We start from the raw sequence: 18,479 nt of genomic DNA, 5'->3' as shown, positions 1-18,479 counted from the left end.
AGAGGCTTAGCGCCCTGCGCCATCCCCGTGATCGCGCAAAGTCGACTGGTCCGCACCGTCCGCAGCGCCGCCGACGAGAATGAAGCGACGGTCGCAATAGCCGCAATCGACGTAGCCGGTCTCGTCGATCTGCAACCAGACGCGCGGGTGGCCGAGTGCCGCACCGCCGGGAATGTCGGTGGCGCCGTCGCAGGCGACGCGGGCGTGGGTGACGCGGGTGGTTTCGAGCGGCGGATGCATGAGGGGGCGATAGCAAGCGCGCGCGGGCCGGGCAATTGGTTCTTCCACCCGCGTCCGTTGCCCTGCGACAGAAGATGGTTCACGCGAAGATGTTGCGCTTGTCGCACGGCGACTTTTCAATCGCCTATGGCGGCGCAGTTCGTTTTGTCTGCCGACCGATCGTCTGCGCGCCGGATCCTTCGCGCCTTTGCGCCTTCGCGTGAACACATCTTCTTGCAGCATCAGGGGATGACCCGCCTTGCGGCCCCCGCTATGCCGCAGCCATGACCGAAGCTGCGATCGCAATCTCGAACCTTTGCAAAACCTACGCTGGTGGCAAGCGTGCCTTGGACGGCGTGACGTTCGACGTCCCGCGCGGCCAGATCTTCGGCCTGCTCGGCCCCAACGGCGCAGGCAAGTCCACGCTGATCAACATCCTCGCCGGCCTCGTCAACAAGACCGACGGCAGCGCGGCGATCTGGGGGTTCGACATCGACGAGCACCCGCGCAACGCCAAGGCGTCGATCGGCATCGTCAACCAGGAGATCCTGTTCGATCCGTTCTTCTCACCATTCGAGACGCTGGAAATCCAGGCCGGCCTCTACGGCGTCCCCAAGGCGAAACGCCGCACGATGGAACTGCTCCGCGCGGTGCATCTCGAGGACAAGGCGCACGCCTACGCCCGCACGCTGTCCGGCGGGATGAAGCGTCGCTTGATGGTGGCGAAAGCGATGGTCCACTCGCCGCCCGTCCTCGTCCTCGACGAGCCTACCGCGGGCGTCGACATCGAACTGCGCCAACAGCTCTGGACCTATGTCCGCAGCCTCAACCAGGCTGGCGTGACGGTGGTTCTCACCACGCATTATCTCGAGGAAGCCGAAGAACTCTGCGACCGGATCGCGATCATCAACAACGGTCGCCTGATCGCCAACGAACCGACCCGCGAACTGGTCGGCAAGGCGCAGGAGAAGATCGTTGCAGTCACCGTCGATCGCGACGTGACCGATATCCCCGCCAACGCCTGCTTCCAGAAGATCACTCTCAAGGGCACGCGCACCCTTGAAATCACCTACAAGAAGGACCGCGTTAACGCCGGCGAAGTCCTCGCCGCGATTCAAGGCAGCGGCTTCGGCATCGTCGACGTTTCGACCAAGGAACCCGATCTCGAGGACGTCTTCCTCAGCTTGACCCGCGCCGCCAACGCATGACGAGCGACATCCTGATCGTCGGCTCGGGCGCCGCAGGTCTCACCGCGGCGCTCAACCTGGCGGACCGGTTCAAGGTCACCGTGCTGGCGAAGGGCGCGCTCAACGAAGGCTCGACCGCCTGGGCGCAGGGCGGGATCGCCGCCGTGCTCGAACCCGGCGACACGTTCGAGAACCATGTCGAGGACACGATGGTCGCCGGCGCCGGGCTCAACGACCGCGCGATCGTCGAAATGGTCGTCGAGGGTGCCCCCGCCGCGATCGAGCGCCTGACACGTCTCGGCGTACCGTTCGAGACCGAAGGCAATGCGCTCCACCTGACCCGCGAAGGTGGCCACTCGCACCGCCGCATCGTCCACGTCGCCGACGCGACCGGATGGGCGGTGCAGGAGGCTTTGCAGAAGGCCGCCGAAGCACATCCGAACATCACCCTCGTCCCAGATCAGATCGCCATCGACCTCGCCACCGGCCGCCACGAGGAACGCTATTCAGGCGCGGGCAACGTCTGGGGCGTCTACGCGGTCGACCGCAAGACCGAGCGTGTCGCGCTCTACACCGCGCGCGCGACGATCCTCGCGACCGGCGGCGCGGGCCGCACCTATTTGTTCTCGACCGCCCCACGCGGTGCGACCGGCGACGGCATCGCAATGGCATGGCGTGCAGGCGCGCGCGTCTCCAACATGGAGATGATGCAGTTCCACCCGACCTGCCTCTACAATCTGGAGGTCAAGAATTTCCTGATCACCGAGGCGGTCCGCGGCGAAGGCGGGCGGTTGATCAACCCGTCGACCGGCAAGCGCTTCATGACCTATTACGACCCTACGCGGATGGAACTCGCCCCCCGCGATATCGTCGCGCGCGCGATCGATGCCGAGATCAAGCGCTATGGCCTCGACTACGTTCATCTCGACATCAGCCACATGCCGGCCGAATTCATCCGGCATCACTTCCCGAACATCCACGAGAAACTGCTCGGGCTCGGCATCGATATGACGACGCAGCCGATCCCGGTCGTCCCCGCGCAGCACTATACGTGCGGCGGCATCGTCATCGACGAACACGGCAAGACCGATCTTCCGGGCCTGTATGCGGCAGGCGAGTGCACCGAATCCGGCCTGCACGGCGCCAACCGGCTCGCCTCCAATTCGCTGCTCGAATGCTTCGTGTTCGGCGACGCGGCGGCGGACAGCATCGCAGCCGCGTGGGACTCGCTGCCCCCGCCCCCGCCGATCCGCCCGTGGGACGAAAGCCGCGTCACCGACTCCGATGAAGAGGTCGTGATCAAGCAGACTTGGACCGAAATCCGCCGCTTCATGTGGAATTACGTCGGCATCGTCCGCACGACGAAACGCCTCGAACGCGCGCAACACCGGATCAAGCTGCTCAACGAAGAGGTCGCCGAATATTACCAGCATTTCCGCGTCACGCCCGACCTGATCGAACTGCGCAACCTGCTCCAGACCGCCGAGTTGATCGTCCGGTCCGCGCTGCACCGGCACGAAAGCCGCGGGCTGCATTTCACGCTCGATTATCCCGAGACGCTGCCGGACGCGGTCGATACGGTTCTCGTTCCCTGATCGCCGCGCGATTGGGCGCACCGTCGGCGCGCTTCGTCGCAGCGCCGCTTGGCCGCTGTTTCGCGCGCCGGATCAACGGATAAGGGTCGGTGCTTCAGTGCAGGGCGTTCCATCGATCATGACATCCGCGAGTGCGTTCAAGCGTCTTTTGACCACGACCCTGTTCGGCATGGCGCTCGCCGGATGCGGATCGGCGTCGCGGCCAAGCCCGCCCGCAGTCGGGCCGGTGCATCAGGCCGAGGGGTTCGTGTCGATCCCGGTGCCACCACCGCTGCCACGCGCGCTGCGACCCGCGCCGGCGAGCCTGGTCAACGCGATCTCCGAATTGCAGAGCGGCTTCCAGGGCAAGGCTGGCATCGCGGTGCGTGCGGTCGACGATGGCTGGACGGTCGAGGCCGGCGGGCGTCAGTTACTGCCGCAGCAATCGGTCAGCAAGCTTTGGGTCGCGATGACCGTGATGGACCTGCGCGACCAGGGCAAGCTGCGTCTCGACGAACCGATCGTCGTGCGGCCGCAGGATCTGACGCTGTTCCACCAGCCGATCGCGATGCTGGTGAAAGGCGACGGGTATCACACCACGATCAACGACCTGCTGACGCGTGCGCTGACGCACAGCGACAATACCGCGAACGACCGGTTGCTGGCGCGGGTCGGCGGGCCGTCGGCGGTGCGGTCGATGATCGCGCGGAAGCAGCTCGGCGCAATCCGGTTCGGGCCAGGCGAGCGGCTGTTGCAGAGCGGCACCGCTGGGCTCGTCTGGCAGCCGTCCTATGCGGTCAACGGCGGCTTCATGACCGCGCGCAACCGATTGTCCCCGGCGGTGCGCGAGGCCGCGCTGAATGCGTATGTCCGCAATCCGCCTGACGGTGCGGCGCCGATCGCGATCGCCGATGCGATTGCGCGGCTGGCGAAGGGGGATATCTTGTCGGAGACCTCGACCAAGATCCTCCTCGACACGATGGGGCGTTCGGTCACCGGTCGCGCCCGGCTTCGTGCGGCGCTCCCCGGCGGCTGGGAGATCGCGCACAAGACCGGCACCGGGCAGGACCTGGGTCGCCGCAATGCCGGCTTCAACGACGTCGGGCTGCTCACTGCGCCAGATGGGCGACGGTATGCGATCGCGGTGATGATCGGGGATACGATCAGGCCAATGCCGGAGCGGCAGCGGCTGATCCAGGCGGCTGCGGCGGCGGTGGCGAAGTATGCGGGGACCACGCGGCCTTCGAACTGAGATCAGCGGTATCGGGGCGGATGAACTCCACCCTACCGTCATCCTGACGAAAGTCAGGACCCAGGATGACGGGCGATACCGTATCCAGCTCTGGGTCCTGACTGTCGTCAGGATGACGTAAGACGAGCAGTCGTCCCTACAGGATCGCCCTCAGTCGAACCCGTTCGCCAGAAACCGCTCCGCCACCGCGCAGTGCATCGCGATCCCATGCGCCATCACACGCTCGTCGATCGTCATCTTCGTGTTGTGAAGCGGCGGGTTGGTACGCGGATCGCTGCCCTCCGGCGCCGCGCCGATGAACGCCATCGCGCCGGGCAGCTTTTGGAGGACGTACGAAAAGTCCTCCGCGCCCATCATCGGCGGCATCACCTGATACGCGCCCTCGCCACCGATCGCAGTCGCGCACGCCTTCATCAGGTCGGTGGCGCGCTCGTCGTTGACGGTGACCGGATAGCCCTCCTCGATCGTCGGCGTGCCGACCGCGCCGTGCGCGGCGGCGATGCCCTCGACCATGCGGATGAACGCGGCGCGAACCTGTTCGCGCGTGCGCTCAGACAGCGTCCGCATCGTGCCGAGCATCTCGACCGTCGACGGGATGACGTTGTGCGCGCTGCCGGCGTTGAGCTTGGTGATCGACAGCACCGCCGGGTCGGTGACCGCCACTTGGCGCGCGACGTAGGTCTGCAAGGCGGTAACGATCTCACAGGCGATCGGCAGCGGATCGAGGCAGTCGTGCGGCATAGCCGCGTGACCACCACGCCCGGTGATCGTAGCGCGCAGCGTGTCGGTCGAGGCCATCAACGTGCCCGCGCGGCTGACGACATGGCCCATCGGCATGTTGGGCGAGATGTGCAGCGCGAAGCCCGCCTCGGGCAACGGCGAGTCGAGCAGGCCATCGGCGATCATATGGCGGGCGCCGTGATGGCCCTCCTCGCCGGGCTGGAACATGAAGACGACCGTACCGGGAAGCTCGTCGCGCCGAGCGCATAGCGCCTTGGCCGCGCCGACCAGCATCGCGGTGTGCGAGTCGTGCCCGCAGGCGTGCATCGCGCCATCGATTTTCGACGCGAACGGGAGACCGGTCTCCTCCTGCATCGGCAGCGCATCCATGTCGCCGCGTAGCAGGACGGTGCGGCCGTTGCCGCCGGCATTGCCCGCGCGGCCACCGCGCAGGATCGCGACGAAGCCGGTGGTGGAAGTGCCTTCGCGGATTTCGAGCGGGAGACCGGCAAGTGCGGCCTTCACCTTGTCTGAGGTACGGGGGCAGTGAAGGCCGACTTCAGGATCGGCGTGGATCGCGCGGCGGAGTCTGATCGCGTCGTCGAGGCTGTCCTCGCCGACGGCAGTCCAGTCGGTCGGGGCCCAGTCTGTGGCGGATTCGAAATCGAGGGACATCGGGAACTCCTGTCTAGCATTTGAGCCCACCCCGGCGGAGGCCGGGGCCCAGTTGGGGAACAGAGATAACGGCGGACTGCGCTCTGTTACATCGACCTTTCCAACTGGGCCCCGGCCTTCGCCGGGGTGGCGTTTGTGTGGGGCAGCCCGCCCCCGATCGTTGAGGTAGTCTACCCCCGGAAGAGGCCGCCTAACACCCCGCGCAACACGGTGCCGACCAAGCCACCGCTCGACGACGACCGGCGCGACTTGGTGCCGAAGACCTGCTTGCCGATCTCGTTCGCCACCTGCCGACCGATCGACGAGCTGGCGGCGCGTGTCGCCGACGATGCCATCTTGGTCCAGGGCGAATTGGCAGCCTCGCGGTCAGCCTCACGCTGCTGGCGATCCGCCTCGCGCTGGTCCGCGATGCGAGTGCGTTCCGCCTCTTTCGCTGCCTTCGCATCGAGCTTAGCCTGCGCGGCAGCAGCCTTCTCCGCCTCGGTCGTTGCCTTGGCCTCAGCGGCAGCAGCACTCGCCTCCTGCGTCTTCGCGGCCAGCAACTCCTCCGCCGACTCCCGATCGACCAGCGTATCGTATTTCGCGCTGATCGCATCGGTCTCGATCATCACTTTCCGCTCGGCCGGCGTGATCGGGCCAACGCGCGAGGCGGGCGGCTTGATCAGCGTACGCTCGACCGGGGTCGGCGCGCCATCCGCCTGGAGCAGCGACACCAGCGCCTCGCCCACCTTAAGCTCGGTAATGATCGTCGCGACATCGACGCCGGGATTGGCACGGAACGTCTCCGCCGCCGAGCGCACCGCCGCCTGATCGCGAGGCGTGAACGCGCGCAGCGCATGCTGGACGCGGTTGCCGAGCTGACCCGCCACCGTGTCGGGAATGTCGATCGGGTTCTGCGTGATGAAATACACGCCGACGCCCTTCGAGCGGATCAGGCGGACGACCTGTTCGATCTTCTCCAGCAGCGCCTTGGGGGCTTCGTCGAACAGCAGATGCGCCTCGTCGAAGAAGAAGCACAGCACCGGCTTGTCGGGATCGCCGACCTCGGGGAGATGCTCGAATAGCTCGCTCATCAGCCACAGCAGGAACGTCGCATACAGTTTCGGCGAGGCCATCAGCTTGTCCGCGGCGAGGATGTTGACGATCCCCCGCCCCTTGTCGTCGACGCCGATGAAATCGTTCATCTCGAGCGCAGGCTCGCCGAAGAAATTCTCCGCGCCCTGCGTGCGCAACTGGAGCAACGAGCGCTGGATCGCGCCGATCGATTGCTTCGAGACGTTGCCGTACGTCACCGTCAGCTCGTCGGCGCGGCCGGCGCATTCGGTCAGCATCGCCTGGAGATCGTCGAGGTCGATCAGCAGCAGCCCCTCCTTGTCGGCGACATGGAAGGCGATCGTCAGCACGCCTTCCTGTACTTCGTTCAGGTCCATCAGCCGCGACAGCAGCAGCGGCCCCATCTCGCTGATCGTGGTGCGGATCGGATGGCCCTGTTCGCCGAACAGGTCCCAGAACTGCACCGGGTTGTCGGCATAGGCCCAGCTATCGTCGCCAATCGCCTTGGCGCGTTCGGCAAAGGTCGCGTGCGTCTTCGCGGTCGGCGAGCCGGCCATCGCGAGCCCGGACAGGTCGCCCTTCACGTCGGCGACGAAGCACGGCACGCCGTTTGCGGAAAAGCCCTCGATGATGCCCTGCAAGGTCACCGTCTTGCCGGTACCGGTCGCGCCCGCGATCAGGCCGTGGCGGTTGGCGCGCTTCAATTCGAGCGTCTGCGGCTTGCCGTCCACGCTCGCGCCGATGAAGATGCCTTCGGTCATGGGTCTCGTCCTCTGTATCCGGCGCCGACCCTAACCCCGCGCGCCGCAAAGAAAAAGGACCGCCGCTCGAGGGAGCGACGGTCCTTTCACATCAGTCGTGTCGGTCGTGGATTACTTGATCTTGACCGGCAGGAACTGCGCCGGGCTGCGGCCACGCTTGACCTGCAACAGGACCTGCGGGCGACCGGCGGCCTTGGCGACGTTGACCGCGTTCTGGACGTCGACCGCGGTGCGGACGGGCGTGCCGTTGACCGAGATGATGACGTCGCCGCGCTTGAGCTTGCCGAACGCATCGCTGGTCGGTGCGACCACGGCGATCACGACGCCCTGCGTGTTCGTCTCGACACCGACCGCCTGCGCGATCGCCGGGGTCAGCGGCTGGACGCCGATCCCGAGCGCTGCACCTGCCGTCGGTGCGGCGGGGGTGGCGGAATCGTCGCCATCATCGCCGTCATCGGTGCCAAAGCCCTGCGCGTCGCCACCCAGCGTCGCGGCCAACTTGTCGGCGCTCGGACGTGGCACGACGACCACGTTGGCGACCACCGGCTTGCCGTTGCGCAGGATATCGAGACGCGCGGTCTGACCGGGCTTCACGTTCGAGACGAGGTAGGACAGCGACTGGTCGACGGTGACGACCTGGCCGTTGACCTTGGTCACGACGTCGCCTGCGCGCACGCCGGCCTTCGCCGCCGGGCCGCCTGCGGTGACGTCGTTGATCAGCTCGCCCTGGTTCTTGGCGATGCCGAGTGCGGCGGCGGTATCCTCGTTGATCGTGCCGCCCGGCTGCAGCTGGACGCCGATATAGCCGCGCTCGATCGTGCCGCCCTTCATGAAGGTGGCGATGATCGGCTTGGCGACCGCCGCGGGGATCGCGAAGCCGATGCCGATATTGCCGCCCGACTGGCTGAAGATCTGCGAGTTCACGCCGATCACGTTGCCGTTGAGGTCGAACATCGGGCCGCCGGAGTTGCCCTGGTTGATCGACGCATCGGTCTGGATGAAGCGGTCATACGCGCCGCCCTGACCGGTGACGCGGTTGATCGCCGAAACGATGCCCGCCGTGACGGTGCCACCGAGACCGAACGGCTCGCCGATCGCGACGACCCAGTCGCCGACGCGCGCGCCATTCGAATCGCCGAACTTCACGAACGGCAGGTTGGCCGCATCGATCTTCAGCAGCGCGAGATCGGATTCCTGATCCTTGCCGATGACCTTGGCGACATATTCCTTCTTGTCGCTCAGCGTCACCGTGATCGAGTCGACCGTCGCGCCCTGCGCGCCCGGCGAGATCACGTGGTTGTTGGTGACGACATAGCCGTCGGGCGAGATCAGGAAGCCCGAGCCGAGCGAGGCGCCTTCGCGCTTCACCGGCGCGCCACCCAGGCCGCCGCCGCCCATGCCGCCGAACAGGTCGCCGAACGGCGTGCCCGCGAACGGATTGGCCTGCTGCTTCTGGACGATCGTCTGCTTGGTCGAAATGTTGACGACCGCGGGCTGGAGCCGCGCGACCATGTCGGCGAAGCTCATCGGCGCGCCGGGTTTCGGCGAGACCGCCTGGATCGCACCGGGTTCGTTCTGCGCGACCTGCGCACCGCTCGGCTGGAGCGCGAGCGTCGCGGTCGCGCCGCCGAGGAGAAGAGCACTGGTAATGGCGTAGGCGTAACGCACTAGATGTTGTCCTCTCGTTTCATCAATCGAAACAGGTGGCGCTTAGCCACACCGTCCTGAATGATGCTTGAATATGAACAGGGGTTCAAAGGTTCCGCAGGCTCAACGCCCGCGGCCCTCGAATTCCCGTAGATAGCTATTGTTCGGCGAAAGAATGATCGACGTCGAACCGGTCGGTGCCGTACCGCCATCCGCACCGAACGTGTGCCGATACGACTGCATCGCGCGGTAGAAGTCGTAGAAGTCGGCGTCCTTGCCGAAGCTCTCGGCATAGATCTTCGCCGAATCCGCATCGGCCTGCGCGCGGACGATCTGCGCCTGCTTCTGACCTTCGGCACGGATCGTGATCGCCTCCTGCTGGCGTGCGCTCGACATGCGCTTGAGCGCGCTTTCGAGCGGCAGACCGACGGGCAGGTTCGCCTGCTTGATGCGAACGTCGACGATCTCGACGCCGTACTGGCTGGCGACGCGCTGGAGACCCTTCTGGATGTTGTCCATCAGCTCGGACCGCTCAGGGCTGAGCAGTTCGACAAAGCGCCGCTTGCCGAGTTCGTTGCGCAAGGCAGAGCCGAGGATCGGGCGCAGCTGATCGGGGATCCGGTCCTCGCTGCCGACCGCATTCCGCATCTTCCGCGGGTCGACGATCCGATAGCGCGCATACGCATCGACTTCGAGCCGGAGCTGATCGGTCGACAGCACCAGCGTGTTGTCGAGTTCGAGATCCTGCACGCGCTTGTCGATCCAGACGATCCGGTCGACGAACGGGATGCGCGCGATCAGGCCCGCGCCGGTCTGGCCGAACGCGGTGTTGGGCTGCCACGCGTTGACCGTGCGGATCGGCTGGCCGAAGCGCAGGATTACCGCCTGCTTGGTCTCGGGGACGATCGCGAAGGTCGATGCGGCGAGGATCACCAGCAGCAGCGCGACGATGCCGGCGACGATCGGATTGCGGAAACTCACGGCGTTCACTGATCGGCTCCAGACTGGGGGGCAGCCGCCGCCGCGGCAGGCGCTGGCGTAGACTGGACAGCCTCCGGGTTCGGCAAGCGCTTGGCGTTCGACAGCGGCAGATACGGCACCACCCCGCCCGGCGTCTCGACGATCGTCTTGTCGCTCTTGGCGAGCACCGCCTCCATCGTCTCGTAATACATGCGGCGACGCGTCACTTCGGGCGCGAGCTTGTACTGCTCATACACCTTGTCGAACGACGCGGCCTCGCCCTGCGCGCGTGCCACGACCTGTTGCGCATAGGAGCGCGACTGGTTGAGATTGGCGATCGCCTCCTGCTGCGCGGCGGTGACCGCGTTGAAGTCCTCGACGATCCGTGCGGGTGCTGCGGCCTGCTTGATCGCGACGCCCTGGATACGGACGCCGGACTTATAGTCGTTGAGGATCTGCTGAGTCAGTTCGGCGACGCGCTGTTCGATCGTGGTACGACCGGTACCGATCGCCTGATCGAGCGTCGTCGTAGCAACCACCGCGCGCATCGCGCTCTCGGCAGCGGCGCGGACGGTGTCATTCGGCTCGGCCAGCTGGAACACGTAATCGCGCGGGTCGGAAATATCCCAGCGGACCGAATACGCCAGATCGATGATGTTCTGGTCGCCGGTCAGCGTCAGGTTCTCGCCATCGCCGACGGGGAAGTTGTCGGTGCGGATCTTCTGCACGTCGACCACCGTCACGTCGGCGATCGGTGCGGGCATCGTCAGGCGAACGCCCGGATCGAGCGTACCCGCGTATTTACCGAAATAAGTGACGACGCCGCGCTGCTGCGGACCGATCTGGTGGACCGAAGTGAACAGAATCCAGACGACCGCGATGATCGCGACGCCGATCGCCCACAGCGCGCGGGCGTTGGCGCCCGACGGCAAGCCCCCGAAACCGCCATTGCCGCCGCCACCGCCGCCGCCCGATCCGCGTGCTTTGCGCAGAAACTCGTCGAGCGCGGTCGGTTTGGCAGCAGGCTTGCGGCCACCCGGAGGTTGCGCCCAGGGATTGCGAGGGCCGCTATTACCGTCGTCGCCCGAGCCGCCCCAAGGGCCTTTCGGTGTTTCGGTGGCGAGGATATCGGGGCGCCGGAACCAGCGCGAGAAGATCGTCATACCAACCTTTATAGGTGTGCGGCGGCGGAAAAACAGTGCCAAGCGGCCTTAGCGGCCCTATCTGGCCCGCATGATCGACATCGAAGGCGTAAAGGCGGCGGTTGCCGCAGTGGCAGGCAAGCGGGCGACCGTCCGGATGGAAGGCGCGCGAGCCGGCATTATCATCGATGCGACCGGGCTCGACCCGCAGGCGCGCGATGCGCTGGAGGCGACCGTGCGGATGGCGGCGACGCAACCCGGTGTGTCCGAAGTGCGGATCGCGGTGACGGCCGAACGCTCGACGCGCCGGCTGATCGCGGTCGCCAGCGGCAAGGGCGGCGTTGGCAAATCGACGCTCGCCGCCAACCTCGCGATCGCGATGTCACGCGCGGGTCGTCGCGTCGGGCTGGTCGATGCTGATATCTACGGGCCATCGCAGCCGCGGCTGATGAACGTCGAGGGCACGCGCCCGACCGCGAAGGACAAGGTGCTCGACCCGGTCCCGACCCCGTACGGCGTACCGTTGCTGTCGATGGGCCAGCTGGTCGAGCCGGGCAAGGCGATCGCGTGGCGCGGGCCGATGGCGGCGGGCGCGCTCGGCCAGCTGGTCGAGGCCGACTGGGGCGTGACCGATACGCTGGTGCTCGATCTGCCGCCCGGCACCGGCGACGTCCAGCTGACGATGGTCCAGAAATACCGGCCGGCGGGGGCAGTCATCGTCTCGACCCCGCAGGATCTCGCGCTGATCGACGCACGCCGCGCGATCGACCTGTTCGAGAAGGCTGGCATCCCGATCATCGGTCTGGTCGAGAACATGGCCGGCTATATCTGCCCGCATTGCGGCGAAGCGTCGGACCCGTTCGGCAATGGCGGCGCCGAGGCGGCGGCGCGCGAACTGGGCATCACGTTCCTCGGCCGCGTGCCGCTGACGATCTCGATCCGCACGGCGTCTGACGCGGGCACGCCGCCGGCTTCGAATCCCGACGATACGGTGTTCATGCCGATTGCGGCTCAGGTCGTCGCATGGCTCGGAAAACTGTGAAACTCGCGGGCCTGATCTACGTTGTCTTATTACCGGTCGTACCGAGTGGCCTTCTGCCACGGTACGAGCGGACCAGGTTTCCCTCATAGGAGGCATCGATGCCGTTGACCGCCGATGCCGATATCAAGGCCTTGCTCGAAGGTGCTAGGACGATCGCGATGATCGGCGCCTCCGACCGTCCCGATCGCCCGTCCTACGGCGTCATGGCCAAGCTTCAGGCGCATGGCTACCGCGTAATCCCGGTCAATCCGCAGATCACCGGCGAGCATGTCCACGGCGAATTCGTCTTCCGCGACCTGTCGCAGCTGGGCGACCCGATCGACATCGTCGACATCTTCCGTAACTCGGCAGCAGCCGGTGAAGCGGTCGACCAGGCGATTGCGGCGGGTGCAAAGGCCGTGTGGATGCAACTCGGCGTCATCAACGAAGAAGCGGCAGCACGCGCCGAAGCTGCAGGGCTGCAAGTTGTGATGGACCGCTGCCCGGCGATCGACATTCCCCGACTCGGAATCGCCAAGATCGAGCAATGACGCTTGCTCCTTCGGACGATCGCGGTCAGGTTGCGTGTCAGTCCGGGAGACGCCGATGCTGGTCATGCTGCTATCGATACTGATCGAAGACCCGCTGATGGCGACCGCGAAAGCGCGTATGGCCGCCGAGCGCCCCTGCCCGACCAGCGTCGATGCGACAGACATTACCGTCTGCGGCATGCGAACCGCCGATCGGTTTCGCGTGCCGTTCGTCGTCCATGACGCGGGTGATCCCAAGCATGAAAGTCTCAGGGACGAACGCACCCGTCTGCTCCACCGCACCTCGCCGCTCGCCGATCTTAGCCCCTTCCAGGTCGGCGGCGGGATGGCAGGCGTCACCATGACGGTCGGGGGCGAAGGCGGCACGTCGTTCCGCAAGCCCGCGCCGTAAGGCCCGCGCCGCGCGATAGGAATCCAGTATGATCGCCGTACTTCTATCTGCCCTGCTTCAGGTGGCCGCGGCCCCGGTTGCGCCGTCCGTGCCCGAGCGTTTCTCGATCCTCGTCGATCCGTGCGCCACGCAGACGCAAGACGGCAACGAGGTGGTCGTCTGCGGCAAGTCCGCGACGACGACCCCTCGCCTGCCGATGCGCGATGATCGCGGCCCGCCCGACCACGCGGTTGCCTCCAACCCCAACCTCACCGCCGTCCGCGCGCTGGAGTTGTCGGATACACCGTGCGCCGCCCGACAGGGAGGATGCCAGGTCGGCTTTGGTCCACCGATCGCCCCGATCGCGAAGGCTGCGGTAGGATTGATCAAGAGCGCGCTGGCGAAAAAGCCCGACAAGACCGGCCGCGTGCCGATCGATCTCGACGGCCCCGTCGGCACCGTGAACTAGGTGAAGCGACGTAACGGGGGCGCACGATGATCCTGCTGCTGGTACTGCTGCAAGCTGCCGCATCGGCACCCCCGGCAAGACCGATCGTCGCGCCGCCGCCGCAGAGCTGGTCGATCCTCAATCCGCCCGCCTGCCCCGGTTCGAGTCCGACCGAGGTGATCGTCTGCGGCGGCAAGGGCACATCCGAGCAGCGTCTGCCACTGCCCGGCGAACGCCCGCCGCAGGATCGCCCGCGCCAGCCGACCGGCGATCCGCGCGCGGCGCTCGACAATAGTGGGCCGGTGTGTCCGCCGGGCGGATGCACGGGCGTCGACCTGTTCACGGTCCCGGTCGTGCTGATCCGAGGCATCGGCGCGCTGATCGATCCGCATAGCTGTTGCGAGAATAACGAGGGCAAGGACGCCATGGCGCTGGTGCGCGACGTCGGGCGGAAGTTTCGAAAGAAGCCGGACAAGTCGAACCGCGTGCCGATCGTGCTCGATGACCCGGTAAAGTAAGGTAGCGCGGCGCATCACGTCAGCACGACCGCCTTCGCGGGAGAACAAGGAGAAGGTTGCTTGCTATCCACCACCCCGGCGAAGGCCGGGGCCCAATTGGAAAGGTTGCAGTGACGGCGCCCAGTCCGCCGTTACAACCGTCCCCCAATTGGGCCCGGCCTTCGCCGGGTGGTTGCGTCCCGTGGTAGCGAGCCCCCTCAATCCAGAATATGCATCCACATCGGCTGCCCCACCAGACTCTGCGACCCCCGCAGCTTCTCCAAAGCCTGCGCGATCGAGCGCTCCGGGCTCTCATGCGTAACGATCGCCACCAGCACGCTACCATCGGCAATCGCTCCCCGCTGGATCAGGCTCTCGATCGAGACCCCCGCATCGCGCATCGCCGCCGCGATTTCCGCCAGCACCCCGACCCGGTCCGCGACGGTGAACCGCAAATACGCACGCCCCCGCCGCTCGCCGCTGTCCGCCTTCGGCGCCGCCGTAAGCGACACCACCGGCATCGCGAACGGCGGCCCGAACTCGCCCCGCGCAATGTCGATCAGGTCGGCAACCACGGCGCTCGCGGTCGGACCGTCACCCGCACCAGCGCCCTGGAACAGCAACCGGCCAACGAAATTGCCCTCGGCCACGACCGCGTTGAGCGATCCGGTGACGTGCGCGAGCGGGTGATCGATCGGCACGAGATGCGGATGGACGCGCTGGAACAACCCGTCCGCGCCTGCCTCGGCCAGACCGAGCAGTCGCACGCGATAGCCCAAGGCCGCCGCCTCGGCGATATCCGCGCCTAACAAATGCCGGATGCCGCTGATCGCAACGTTGTCGAACGCCAGCTGCGTCCCGAACGCGACGGCCGCCAGGATCGACAATTTGTGCGCCGCATCGACACCGTCGATGTCGAAGCTCGGATCGGACTCTGCGAACCCCAGCGCCTGCGCCTCGGCGAGTACCTCGGCGAAATCGCGACCTTCCGATTCCATCTTCGACAGGATGAAATTGCACGTCCCATTGAGAATCCCGTAAACGCGCGCGATCTCGTTCGCCGCCGCGCCCTCCCGCAGCCCCTTGATGACCGGGATGCCCCCCGCAACCGCCGCCTCGAACTTCAGCGCGACCCCGGCCGACTCCGCCGCCTGCGCGAGTTCGAGCCCGTGATGCGCGATCATCGCCTTGTTCGCAGTGACGAAACTCCGCCCCGCGCCCAGCGTGCTCCGCGCGAGCGTAAGCGCCGGTCCGTCCGATCCCCCAATCAGCTCGACCACGACATCCGCCCCCGGCTGCTTCGCAAGCGCGGTAGTGTCGTCGACCCAGGCAAACCGGGACAGATCGACGCCGCGATCCTTGCCGCGATCGCGTGCGGAGACCGCGACGATCTCGATCTCGCGCCCGGCGCGCCGCGCAATCAACTCGCGGTTCGCATCGAGCAGCCGGATCACTCCGCCGCCTACCGTCCCCAGCCCAGCCAGGGCTACACGCAATGGTTCGCTCATTTTCGTCCTCCACTCGCGCGTCCGGTTACGTTTCACAGACGTTTTGCGCAATCCTGATGACGCATCGGCGTTGCGCCCCTATCTGGGCGTCATGTCCGGCCGCTTCGATCACCTCCCCAACCGTCGCACGATCATCGATCGCCGCGCCGTCGCCGAAACCATCGCTGCGCTGGAAGGCGTCGACGCAACTGCGCTCCGCCGCGACGCGACGACGCTGCTGAAGGCCGCACTCGAGAAAGGCCGGGTCGAGGTCGAACGCCGCCTCGTGGAACATCCGTCGCGCGGGTTGGAAGCGTCGAGCGCGCAGGCGTATCTGATCGACGCGCTGCTCCGCATCCTGTTCGATTTCACCACGCAGCGGCTCTACCCCCTGCCCAACCCGACGATCGGCGAGCGCCTGACGCTGATCGCGGTCGGCGGCTATGGCCGTGCGGAAATGGCGCCGCATTCGGACGTCGACATCGGCTTTCTCACCCCCGGCAAGCAGACGCCCTGGGCCGAGCGCGTGATCGAGTCGATGCTGTACGCGCTATGGGATCTTGGGCTGAAGCTTGGCCAGTCGAGCCGCTCGCTCGACGAGATGGTCCGCCAGGCGAAGGCCGACGTCACCGTCCGCACCGCGCTGCTCGAAGCGCGCTACGTCTGCGGCGACACCGAGCTGTACGAACAGGCGTCGCACCGGTTCAAGACCGAAGTCCAGGCCGACACCGCGCGCACCTTCATCGCCGACAAGCTCGCCGAACGCGACGCGCGCCACCGCAAGATGGGCGACACCCGCTATGTCGTTGAACCCAATGTCAAAGAGGGCAAAGGCGGCCTGCGCGATCTTCACGCTTTGTTTTGGATCGGCAAATACATCTACGACGTCCAACGCGCCGCCGAACTGGTCGAGGTCGGGCTGTTCACCAAGGCCGAATACCGCCTGTTCCACCGCGCCGACAATTTCTTCCAGGCGGTGCGCTGCCACCTGCACAGCATCACTGGCCGTGCCGAGGACCGCCTGACGTTCGACCTGCAACGCGAGATCGCCGATCGGATGCGGTTTTCCGATCGACCTGGGAAATCGAAGGTCGAGCGGTTCATGCAGTTCTACTTCCTGCAGGCAAAGACCGTCGGCACGCTCAGCGGCGTCTTCCTCGCGCATCTCGACGAGAAATTCGCTGCGCGGGGGCGGCGCTTCGGGTTGCCGACGATCCGCCGTTCACCGCGGAAGCTGAACGGGTTCGTGCTCGATCGCGGACGGTTGGCGCTACCGAGCGACGACTTCTTCCAGGCCGATCCCGAACGGCTGATCGAGATCTTCCAGCTCGCCGACAAGCACGGCGTCGAGATCCATCCGCTGGCGATGCGCGCCGCCGCGCGGGACGCGAAGCTGGTCGACGACGTGCGCACCAGCCCAACCGCGAACGCGCTGTTTCTCGACGTGCTGACCTCCCCCCGCGATCCCGAACTGGTGCTGCGGTGGATGAACGAGGCGGGCGTGTTCGGCCGGTTCGTGCCCGATTTCGCGCGCGTCGTCGCGCAGATGCAGTTCGACATGTACCACCACTACACCGTCGACGAGCACACCATCCGCGCGATCGGCCTGCTCGCGCGGATCGAGAGCGGTGCGCTGAAGGAGGAGCATCCGCTCGCCAGCGCGATCTTCGAACAGATCGTGTCGCGGCGCGCGCTGTATGTCGCGGTGCTGCTCCACGACATCGCCAAGGGGCGTGGCGGCGATCATTCGATTCTCGGCGCGGAGGTGGCGCAGCGTCTCTGTCCACGGTTCGGGCTCACGCCCGCCGAGACGGAGACCGTCGCCTGGCTGGTCCGTTGGCACCTGCTGATGTCGGCGACCGCGTTCAAGCGCGACCTCAGCGACTTCAAGACGATCCTCGATTTCTGCGACGTGGTGCAGAGCCCGGAGCGGCTGCGCCTGTTGCTGACGCTGACGATCGTCGACATCCGCGCGGTCGGGCCGGGCGTGTGGAACGGTTGGAAGCGCCAGTTGCTCGGCGATCTGTACGAAGCGGCGGAAGAGGTCCTTCGCCTCGGTCACAAGCAGAAGGGGCGTGCCGAGCGCATCGCGGCCAAGCAGGAGCATCTGCGCGATGCGCTCGGCTGGGACGAAGCGACGTTTGCAACGCTCGTCCACCGTCTCCCCGAAGCGTACTGGATCGCCGAACCCGAGGACGTGCTCGCGCACAATGCGCGTTTCCTCGCCAACACCGGCGAAGCGCAACTCGCGATCGACGCGCACGTCTATCCGGGGCGCGGCGCGACGCTGGTGACGATCTACGCGGCCGATCATCCGGGGCTGTTCTACCGCATCGCCGGCGCGATCCACGTCGCCGGCGGCAACATCATCGACGCACGAATCCATACCACGCGCGACGGGATGGCGGTCGATAACTTCCTCGTTCAGGATCCGTTCGGGCGGCCGTTCGACGAAACCGGCCAGTTGTCGCGCCTGAAGACCGCGATCGAGGATGCGCTCGCCAATCGCGGCAAGCTCGCCGACCGGCTGGTAGCAAAACCCCTACCCCGGACGCGCGCGGAGGCGTTCGACATCGTCCCCAACGCGCTGGTCGACAACAAGGCGTCGAACCGATTCACGGTGGTCGAGGTCAACGCGCGCGATCGGCCGGCGCTGCTCAACCAGCTCGCCAATGCGCTGTTCCAGTCGAAGGTGACGATCCACTCCGCGCATGTCGCGACCTATGGCGAGCGGGCTGTGGATACGTTTTATATCACCGACCTCACGGGAGACCGGATCACCCAGCCTGCTCGGTTGAGAACCTTGGAGCGCAGGTTGCTGGCAGCAGCGGCGGGGGAAGAGATAGATTTGGCGGCGTAGGGCGTTTCTCATCCTCCCCTGCAAGGGGAGGTGGCGCCAAGCGACGGAAGGGTAT

Annotated in this window: 16 protein-coding genes; 9 read left to right on the top strand and 7 right to left on the bottom strand. The window is 66.3% G+C overall.

Annotated features, from left to right (window positions below):
- Positions 1 to 6: 6 nt before the first annotated feature.
- Positions 7 to 240, bottom strand: a complete 234-nt coding sequence (locus C8J40_RS05520; RefSeq protein ID WP_031393477.1) for a zinc-finger domain-containing protein — start codon at positions 238 to 240, stop codon at positions 7 to 9.
- Between the two features lie 263 nt (positions 241 to 503).
- On the opposite strand from C8J40_RS05520, the gene C8J40_RS05515 reads away from it, so the two are divergent.
- From C8J40_RS05515 to C8J40_RS05505, 3 genes are all read left to right on the top strand, one after another.
- Positions 504 to 1,427 (top strand): ABC transporter ATP-binding protein, encoded by a 924-nt coding sequence (locus C8J40_RS05515; protein ID WP_132896132.1) that lies wholly within the window; start codon positions 504 to 506, stop codon positions 1,425 to 1,427.
- Entirely contained in the window at positions 1,424 to 3,001 is a 1,578-nt protein-coding gene (gene nadB / locus C8J40_RS05510) for an L-aspartate oxidase (RefSeq protein WP_132896131.1), read from the top strand. The genes C8J40_RS05515 and nadB overlap by 4 nt, the downstream gene beginning before the upstream one ends.
- Positions 3,002 to 3,119: 118 nt before the next feature.
- Entirely contained in the window at positions 3,120 to 4,232 is a 1,113-nt protein-coding gene (locus C8J40_RS05505; RefSeq protein ID WP_243693217.1) for a serine hydrolase, read from the top strand.
- Between the two features lie 150 nt (positions 4,233 to 4,382).
- On the opposite strand, the gene C8J40_RS05500 is transcribed toward C8J40_RS05505, so the two are convergent.
- From C8J40_RS05500 to C8J40_RS05480, 5 genes are all read right to left on the bottom strand, one after another.
- A complete protein-coding gene (locus C8J40_RS05500) occupies positions 4,383 to 5,627 on the bottom strand; it encodes a M20 family metallopeptidase (RefSeq protein ID WP_132896130.1) in 1,245 nt (414 codons plus the stop codon).
- Positions 5,628 to 5,797: 170 nt separating this feature from the next.
- A complete protein-coding gene (locus C8J40_RS05495; protein WP_132896129.1) occupies positions 5,798 to 7,441 on the bottom strand; it encodes a helicase HerA-like domain-containing protein in 1,644 nt (547 codons plus the stop codon).
- A 111-nt stretch (positions 7,442 to 7,552) separates the two neighbouring features.
- A complete protein-coding gene (locus tag C8J40_RS05490; protein ID WP_132896128.1) occupies positions 7,553 to 9,109 on the bottom strand; it encodes a Do family serine endopeptidase in 1,557 nt (518 codons plus the stop codon).
- A 102-nt stretch (positions 9,110 to 9,211) separates the two neighbouring features.
- Positions 9,212 to 10,078, bottom strand: coding sequence for a protease modulator HflC (locus C8J40_RS05485; RefSeq protein ID WP_243693216.1), 867 nt, complete (start codon positions 10,076 to 10,078; stop codon positions 9,212 to 9,214).
- Positions 10,075 to 11,211: a protease modulator HflK gene (locus C8J40_RS05480; protein WP_132896127.1), complete on the bottom strand. Its 1,137-nt coding sequence runs from the start codon at positions 11,209 to 11,211 to the stop codon at positions 10,075 to 10,077. The genes C8J40_RS05485 and C8J40_RS05480 overlap by 4 nt, the downstream gene beginning before the upstream one ends.
- Positions 11,212 to 11,281: 70 nt before the next feature.
- On the opposite strand from C8J40_RS05480, the gene C8J40_RS05475 reads away from it, so the two are divergent.
- From C8J40_RS05475 to C8J40_RS05455, 5 genes are all read left to right on the top strand, one after another.
- On the top strand, positions 11,282 to 12,232 hold the full coding sequence (locus C8J40_RS05475) for an Mrp/NBP35 family ATP-binding protein (protein WP_132896126.1): 951 nt from the start codon (positions 11,282 to 11,284) through the stop codon (positions 12,230 to 12,232).
- Positions 12,233 to 12,330: 98 nt separating this feature from the next.
- Complete coding sequence (locus C8J40_RS05470; RefSeq protein ID WP_132896125.1) at positions 12,331 to 12,762, top strand: CoA-binding protein; 432 nt, start codon at positions 12,331 to 12,333, stop codon at positions 12,760 to 12,762.
- Positions 12,763 to 12,817: 55 nt separating this feature from the next.
- Complete coding sequence (locus tag C8J40_RS05465) at positions 12,818 to 13,153, top strand: hypothetical protein (protein WP_132896124.1); 336 nt, start codon at positions 12,818 to 12,820, stop codon at positions 13,151 to 13,153.
- Between the two features lie 28 nt (positions 13,154 to 13,181).
- On the top strand, positions 13,182 to 13,601 hold the full coding sequence (locus C8J40_RS05460) for a hypothetical protein (protein WP_132896123.1): 420 nt from the start codon (positions 13,182 to 13,184) through the stop codon (positions 13,599 to 13,601).
- A gap of 26 nt (positions 13,602 to 13,627) precedes the next feature.
- Positions 13,628 to 14,098 (top strand): hypothetical protein, encoded by a 471-nt coding sequence (locus C8J40_RS05455; RefSeq protein ID WP_132896122.1) that lies wholly within the window; start codon positions 13,628 to 13,630, stop codon positions 14,096 to 14,098.
- A gap of 197 nt (positions 14,099 to 14,295) precedes the next feature.
- On the opposite strand, the gene C8J40_RS05450 is transcribed toward C8J40_RS05455, so the two are convergent.
- Positions 14,296 to 15,585, bottom strand: coding sequence for a homoserine dehydrogenase (locus tag C8J40_RS05450; protein WP_132896121.1), 1,290 nt, complete (start codon positions 15,583 to 15,585; stop codon positions 14,296 to 14,298).
- Positions 15,586 to 15,676: 91 nt separating this feature from the next.
- Between C8J40_RS05450 and C8J40_RS05445 the strand changes: the two genes are divergently transcribed.
- The gene (locus tag C8J40_RS05445; protein ID WP_132896270.1) at positions 15,677 to 18,424 is read left to right on the top strand and encodes a [protein-PII] uridylyltransferase; all 2,748 of its coding nucleotides are present in this window, start codon (positions 15,677 to 15,679) and stop codon (positions 18,422 to 18,424) included.
- Positions 18,425 to 18,479 lie beyond the last annotated feature (55 nt).

It is taken from the genome of Sphingomonas sp. PP-CC-3A-396 (assembly GCF_004343105.1).
Lineage (GTDB): Bacteria > Pseudomonadota > Alphaproteobacteria > Sphingomonadales > Sphingomonadaceae > Sphingomonas.
This window is presented reverse-complemented; position numbering and strand designations above follow the sequence as displayed.

Bases quoted from the DNA above. Each gene is read 5' to 3' on its own strand.
- C8J40_RS05505 (WP_243693217.1), top strand. From the start codon at position 3,120: ATGACATCCGCGAGTGCGTTCAAGCGTCTTTTGACCACGACCCTGTTC.
- C8J40_RS05455 (WP_132896122.1), top strand. From the start codon at position 13,628: ATGATCCTGCTGCTGGTACTGCTGCAAGCTGCCGCATCGGCACCCCCG.
- C8J40_RS05480 (WP_132896127.1), bottom strand. From the start codon at position 11,211: ATGACGATCTTCTCGCGCTGGTTCCGGCGCCCCGATATCCTCGCCACC.
- C8J40_RS05520 (WP_031393477.1), bottom strand. From the start codon at position 240: ATGCATCCGCCGCTCGAAACCACCCGCGTCACCCACGCCCGCGTCGCC.
- C8J40_RS05465 (WP_132896124.1), top strand. From the start codon at position 12,818: ATGCTGGTCATGCTGCTATCGATACTGATCGAAGACCCGCTGATGGCG.
- C8J40_RS05475 (WP_132896126.1), top strand. From the start codon at position 11,282: ATGATCGACATCGAAGGCGTAAAGGCGGCGGTTGCCGCAGTGGCAGGC.
- C8J40_RS05495 (WP_132896129.1), bottom strand. From the start codon at position 7,441: ATGACCGAAGGCATCTTCATCGGCGCGAGCGTGGACGGCAAGCCGCAG.
- nadB (WP_132896131.1), top strand. From the start codon at position 1,424: ATGACGAGCGACATCCTGATCGTCGGCTCGGGCGCCGCAGGTCTCACC.
- C8J40_RS05470 (WP_132896125.1), top strand. From the start codon at position 12,331: ATGCCGTTGACCGCCGATGCCGATATCAAGGCCTTGCTCGAAGGTGCT.
- C8J40_RS05515 (WP_132896132.1), top strand. From the start codon at position 504: ATGACCGAAGCTGCGATCGCAATCTCGAACCTTTGCAAAACCTACGCT.
- C8J40_RS05460 (WP_132896123.1), top strand. From the start codon at position 13,182: ATGATCGCCGTACTTCTATCTGCCCTGCTTCAGGTGGCCGCGGCCCCG.
- C8J40_RS05500 (WP_132896130.1), bottom strand. From the start codon at position 5,627: ATGTCCCTCGATTTCGAATCCGCCACAGACTGGGCCCCGACCGACTGG.
- C8J40_RS05445 (WP_132896270.1), top strand. From the start codon at position 15,677: ATGTCCGGCCGCTTCGATCACCTCCCCAACCGTCGCACGATCATCGAT.
- C8J40_RS05450 (WP_132896121.1), bottom strand. From the start codon at position 15,585: ATGAGCGAACCATTGCGTGTAGCCCTGGCTGGGCTGGGGACGGTAGGC.